Source organism: Deltaproteobacteria bacterium CG11_big_fil_rev_8_21_14_0_20_49_13 (assembly GCA_002796305.1).
GTDB lineage: Bacteria > UBA10199 > UBA10199.
In genome coordinates, this window is record PCWZ01000082.1 from 63,023 (window position 1) to 68,407 (window position 5,385).

The 5,385-nt window shown below is 48.5% G+C and carries 5 protein-coding genes; 2 read left to right on the forward strand and 3 right to left on the reverse strand.

The features are described 5' to 3' along the window. Nucleotides 1–1,598, forward strand: a 1,598-nt coding sequence (gene alaS / locus COV46_08250; GenBank protein ID PIR16517.1) for an alanine--tRNA ligase, incomplete at its 5' end; no start/stop codon positions are given. Between the two features lie 49 nt (nucleotides 1,599–1,647). On the opposite strand, the gene COV46_08255 is transcribed toward alaS, so the two are convergent. From COV46_08255 to COV46_08265, 3 genes are all read right to left on the reverse strand, one after another. Next, nucleotides 1,648–3,246, reverse strand: coding sequence for a hypothetical protein (locus tag COV46_08255; GenBank protein PIR16518.1), 1,599 nt, complete (start codon nucleotides 3,244–3,246; stop codon nucleotides 1,648–1,650). A 204-nt stretch (nucleotides 3,247–3,450) separates the two neighbouring features. Further along, entirely contained in the window at nucleotides 3,451–4,152 is a 702-nt protein-coding gene (locus COV46_08260) for a hypothetical protein (GenBank protein ID PIR16519.1), read from the reverse strand. Further along, nucleotides 4,149–4,937 (reverse strand): hypothetical protein, encoded by a 789-nt coding sequence (locus COV46_08265; GenBank protein ID PIR16520.1) that lies wholly within the window; start codon nucleotides 4,935–4,937, stop codon nucleotides 4,149–4,151. The genes COV46_08260 and COV46_08265 overlap by 4 nt, the downstream gene beginning before the upstream one ends. Nucleotides 4,938–5,003: 66 nt before the next feature. Between COV46_08265 and COV46_08270 the strand changes: the two genes are divergently transcribed. Further along, on the forward strand, nucleotides 5,004–5,288 hold the full coding sequence (locus COV46_08270; GenBank protein ID PIR16521.1) for a hypothetical protein: 285 nt from the start codon (nucleotides 5,004–5,006) through the stop codon (nucleotides 5,286–5,288). Nucleotides 5,289–5,385: the final 97 nt, after the last annotated feature.

Here is a 5,385-nt window from a genome sequence, read left to right on the forward strand (position 1 = left end):
ACGTGGTGATAGACGAAATGGGAGGGGCGTATCCGGAACTCATCCAGCACAGGGTCTTCATTGAAAAGGTGATCTCTCACGAAGAGGATCGTTTTTGCGAAACGCTCGATAAGGGTCTTTCAATGCTTGATGAAACTTTCGAGGCGCTAAAAAAGAAGAAGAGCGCCATTGTTCCCGGCGAGGTGGCGTTCAAGCTCTATGACACCTACGGATTTCCCAAGGATCTTACGGTCGACATCGCCTCCGAACACGGAATGACGATAGATGAAAAGGGCTTTGAGAACAAGATGAACGCCCAGCGCGAAAAAGCCCGTGCGGCATGGAAGGGTTCCGGCGAAGAAAAGGTAGAAGGCGTCTACAAAGAGCTAAAATCTAAAGGCATTGCCTCTAAATTCGTGGGTTATGAGAAGGAGTCGTGCGAGGCAAAGGTTTTGGCCGTCATCCCTTCCGGAAAGAATGTAAAGTTTGTGACTGATGTAACGCCTTTTTACGGCGAATCTGGCGGACAGGTGGGAGATGCGGGCGTTGCGGTGGCGGACGGAATAGGAATAACCGTTACGAACGCAACGAAGCCGCTTCCCGATATAATAGTGCATGAAGGCGTTATCGAGTCGGGCGAGTTGAAGGAAGGCGCAAAGATAACCCTTGCGGTGGACAGTGACAGGCGGGCCGATACGAAGAGAAATCACACCGCAACGCATCTGCTCCATAAGACCCTGCGCGAGACGCTTGGCGAACATGTTAAACAGGCGGGTTCTCTTGTGGGGCCATCGCGTCTTCGTTTTGACTTCAGCCATTTTCATGCGATGACCGATGAAGAGATCAGCAACGTGGAAGCAGATGTGAACGATGCCATCAGGAAGAACTTTAAGGTGAATGTCAACGAAATGCCGCATGAAGAAGCGATAAAGAAAGGGGCTCTTGCATTTTTCGGCGAGAAATATGGAGCGAGAGTAAGGCTGGTCGAGGTAGAAGGCTTCTCGATGGAACTTTGCGGAGGCACGCACGTTTCGCGCTCCGGCGATATCGGAATGTTCAAAATACTTTCCGAGTCGAGCGTGGCATCCGGTGTTCGCAGGATCGAGGCGGTGACCGGAGCGGGAGTTGAGGCTTATGTTAATGATATGGAGAAGGGCCTAAAGGATATCGCTTCCGAGCTCAAAATAGGAGTTCACGAGGTCCCAGCGCGTGTCAAGAGGCTGAACGAAAAGGTAAGACAGTTTGAAAAGCAGATCGAGAAGGGTTCATTGAACGCCAAGGCCGATATTAAGATAGAAGAGGTAGGCGGGGTCAAGCTGATCATGGCAAAGGTCGAATGTGGGAGCGTTCCTGCGCTTCGCGAGCTCGCCGACCACCACAAACAAAAGATAGGCAGCGGCGTCATCATACTCACTTCAATTATCAACGATAAGGTATCCCTGATAGTCACTGTCACCAAGGACCTGACAGGGGCGTTCAGCGCCGGCGATATCGTCAAAAAACTTTCGGCGGTCATAGGTGGTACAGGCGGCGGTCGTCCCGACATGGCCCAGGGTGGCGGCGGGGATGTTTCAAAAATAGACGACATGCTTCTAGATGCTCGAAAGATATTTTTGTAAGGTTTTGTAAGGAAAGAGGATGAACGGGTCGGCTAGATACGGCAGATCGTTATTTTCTGATAATAAGTGAACACCCGGCTCCGGGTGAAGTTTCATCGGCCGGGTTGTTATCGTTTCCTACGCCGCCCGTATCTGTGTCTGCATCTGGTGTAACGCCGGTTTCAGCATCTACGCTGCCATCGGGTGGTATTCCTGGATCTGCATCGGCCGGGTTGTTATCGTTTCCTACGCCGCCCGTATCGCCGGGTGGGGGCTCTTCTGTGCGGCAGGTTGCATCGCACCCATCGTCGTTCGCCAAGTTACCGTTGTCACATTCTTCGCCCGTTTCAACGACTCCGTTTCCGCAGGCTATTTCGTATGCACCGATATCGCAACGCGCCGCTCCGTCATTGTTCCCATCGGCCGGACGCATGAACCCCCTCTGATCACCGATAAGAAAGGTATCCGTTATAACCGCGCCGTCTATCGTCGGATCGAATTCAAAGTAACGGCACCCCGCGCCATCTAAATTATTTCCGCCGTCTATCGCGGGACTTCCAGCTTCCGGAGCGTGCGTTCGTGTTGGTCCGCCGTTATCCGCGAGTGGGCCGAGAAGAGCCGGCTCATTCAAAATATTGCCCGGCATGTTCGGGTCCAGAACACAACCGGTAGAGTCGCCGATCAAATTGAAACCGCCAAAATCCGCGTTGTCATATGGGGATGATATTGCGCCGAAACAATCCGCGATCGGTGAATCGGGGTTGTGATCATAGTTTCCCGCGATGATCGTGTTGCGTGCTACAATTGATGTCGGATTATCGGCGTATAGGCCGCCGGTTGTGCCGTCACCATCTTCGTTAAAATCGGCGTGATTTTCAGTGATCGTAACATTGGAAAGATAAAGGATAACATCGTGGGTATATGGCAAAACCGTTGCCACTATTCCACCGGCGGATCCATTGGTTTTATTGCCACTGACAGTTGTATTGGCCATATATAGAATGGCTACGTTCGCTATTCCACCTGCAACGCTTTCCGCAAAGTTTTCGGAAATGGTGCTGTTTACAATGGTTGAGCCCTTTTTAGATGCAAAAAAGGCTCCGCCTGCGGAGGTCCCGGTATTCTTGTTTATAGTAACGTTTTCCAGTATTGTAGGGCCTCGAGTGAACAGTCCGCCGACTAGTTGACCCGAACAATTTGTGATCACCACGTTTTCTAGGACGAGAGGACTTTCTGCATTTACAGTAATGCCTCCGGTATATTGGCTAGCACTGTTTTGAATCGTCAGATCAGAAATTCTGACCGCTGGGGCGGGATCGTCAGGTAGAAGTTGTTCAATAAGAATGGCTCCTAATTCATAATCATCACTTTCAATAAACGTCTCTCCGGTGCCGGCTCCGGCAATATTAACGGACTTTGTGATATGAAGAGAGTCCTTAAAGACCCCTGCCCCAACGATAATATCGTCCCCGTCAGCGGCCTTATCGAAAGCATAGCTTATAGTTAAGCAGGCGCTTGCTACCGATGCACAGTCAACCGATGGCGAATCTGTACCGGTGGTCTCTACGTAATAGGCGGCGGCATACAGATTCTGGACGAAACAGATCGATATTAGAAAGGCCGCGGCCATAAAAACAGCCGTGATTGAATATCTTTGAAATGTAACCATATATTTTAATTTTATTTTTTACCATGCTATGTTTTGTAAACTGTCCCAAAACTTTGGGGCAAAAGTCCAATTACGTCATATAACATACAAACAAAAATGAGATGTTGTCAAGGTCAAAAAAACAGCAAAAAAGACAGCAAATGTTTGCTGGAATTGAAACACATGGGCATATTGTAAAAAAGTGCCCTTGGTTTTAACGGTGCCTTATCTGGGCTCGCAGAGCTTCAGGTACATCTTGGCGTATTCGTTGCCGGGTTCTTTATCGAGGACCGCGTGCCACTGCTTCTTTGCCTCGGCCAACTTTCCTGAGGAATAATATGTTACCCCTAATTGTATCTTGGCGGTAATGTATTTGGGATTGATCTTTGCCGCATCGGTCAGCTCAGCAAGAGATTCCTTCAATTGCTGGTTCTCGCGGTAGGCGATGCCAAGACTGGTCTTGATATCAACGAACTTCGGGTTCAATGTCAACGCCTTCCTGTATTCTTCGATGGCGTGGTCATAAAGTCCTAGATTCCTGTAAATGTCGCCGATATTCGCATGAAGATTAGAAAGCTTTCCCTTAAGCACCGGTTCAATGTGTTTGTGCTTGGTCGTCTGTGAGCTATGAAGGTGCGTGTAGAGCTTCTTTGCCTCTTTATATTTTCCAAGGTCGTTATAAAGGACAGCAAGGTTCAAGACGGCTTCCGTGTAGTGCGGGTTTATCTTTAATGACCTCTGGAAAAGCTCCATCGCCTGTTCGAACTTTCCTTCGATGTGGCAGATGACCCCCAAAAGGTTCAAAATGTCGGCAAAGTTGGGCTGTTCATGGACGACCTTTTTGAATATATGTTCGGCCTTGCCGTATTCCTTGTCCTCAAAATATTGTTTGCCTAGTTCTACAAGGTCCTGGATCTCTCTTTTCATAGGGTATCCTTTTTTGCCTCTTTCTCTGAGGCTCGTATCAAACGGTTCTCAAGTTCTTTAACATACTTGCTGCTCGGATATTCTACGGAAAGCGTAGAAAAAGACTCCTTAGCATCCTCAAGCCTGCTTAGCTTGAGGTTCGCCCGTGTTATAAAATATAGGGACTTGTCCGCAAGACCCGAATCTCTATGGTCCTTTGCCACTATCTGAAAACGTGGAATGGCGGCGATATATTCCCCGGTCCTGTAGTAAAAATGTCCGACATAGAAGTTCTTTTCGGCAACGCGTTTACGCGCATCCATAAGATCTTCGTTGTTGACGTTGGCGTAGACGCTGTCGGAAAAGTTTCTTTTTACTATCTCAAAGTTGACCATTGCCGCGTCTAGATATTCCTGATCGCGGTCTATCGCCTTTGGGGTCTGCTTAAGATAGGAAAGACCGCTTTTAAAATAGGCGTAGTCTATCTTTGGGTGCGTCGGGTGAAGTTTTATGAATGACTGATATGAATCTGCGGCCAGAAGATATTCTTTCTGACGGAAATAGTTGTCGCCAATGTACAGCTCTGCCTCAACCCCCCACTCGCTCTTGGGAAAGTGCGACTTAAAGACCTCCAGACACTCTACGGCCTCTTTAAAGTGTTTTTTATTTGAGAGCTTGGTGCATTTTTCTATTTCCTGCGCCGGATTATCTCGACCTATCACCACCGGTTTTTTGGCGCAGGACGCCGATAGAAGCAGGAAGCAGGAAGCAGGAAGCACGAATAGGAGAACAAAAAGTTTATTCATTGCCTTGCATCCTATCCCGATTTTGACCCCCTTGACAAGATATTTTAAAGGGGGTAATGGTCAAAAATGACCAATGACCAAAAACCAGTGACAAATGATCGGCAGTCAATACCGGTGAATTTTATGACGTTTCTCCTCTCCTTGGCCGGTGCGATTCAGCTGAGTCTAGGGCTTGTGCCGAACCCCCAGACCGGAAAGCCGGAGAAGAACTTAAACCTTGCCAAGGAGACCATGGACATCCTGGAAATGATGAAAGAAAAGACCAAGGGGAACTTGACAAAGGAAGAATCGGACCTATTTGAACATCTGCTCTATGAGTTACGCATGGCGTATCTTGAAGCGAGCAAATAAAGGCATGGGCACCTCTATAAACCCATTGTTATGTCATTGCGAGGAGCGTCCAGCGACGAAGCAATCTCCATAAATCAAGTGTTTATGGGGGATTGCC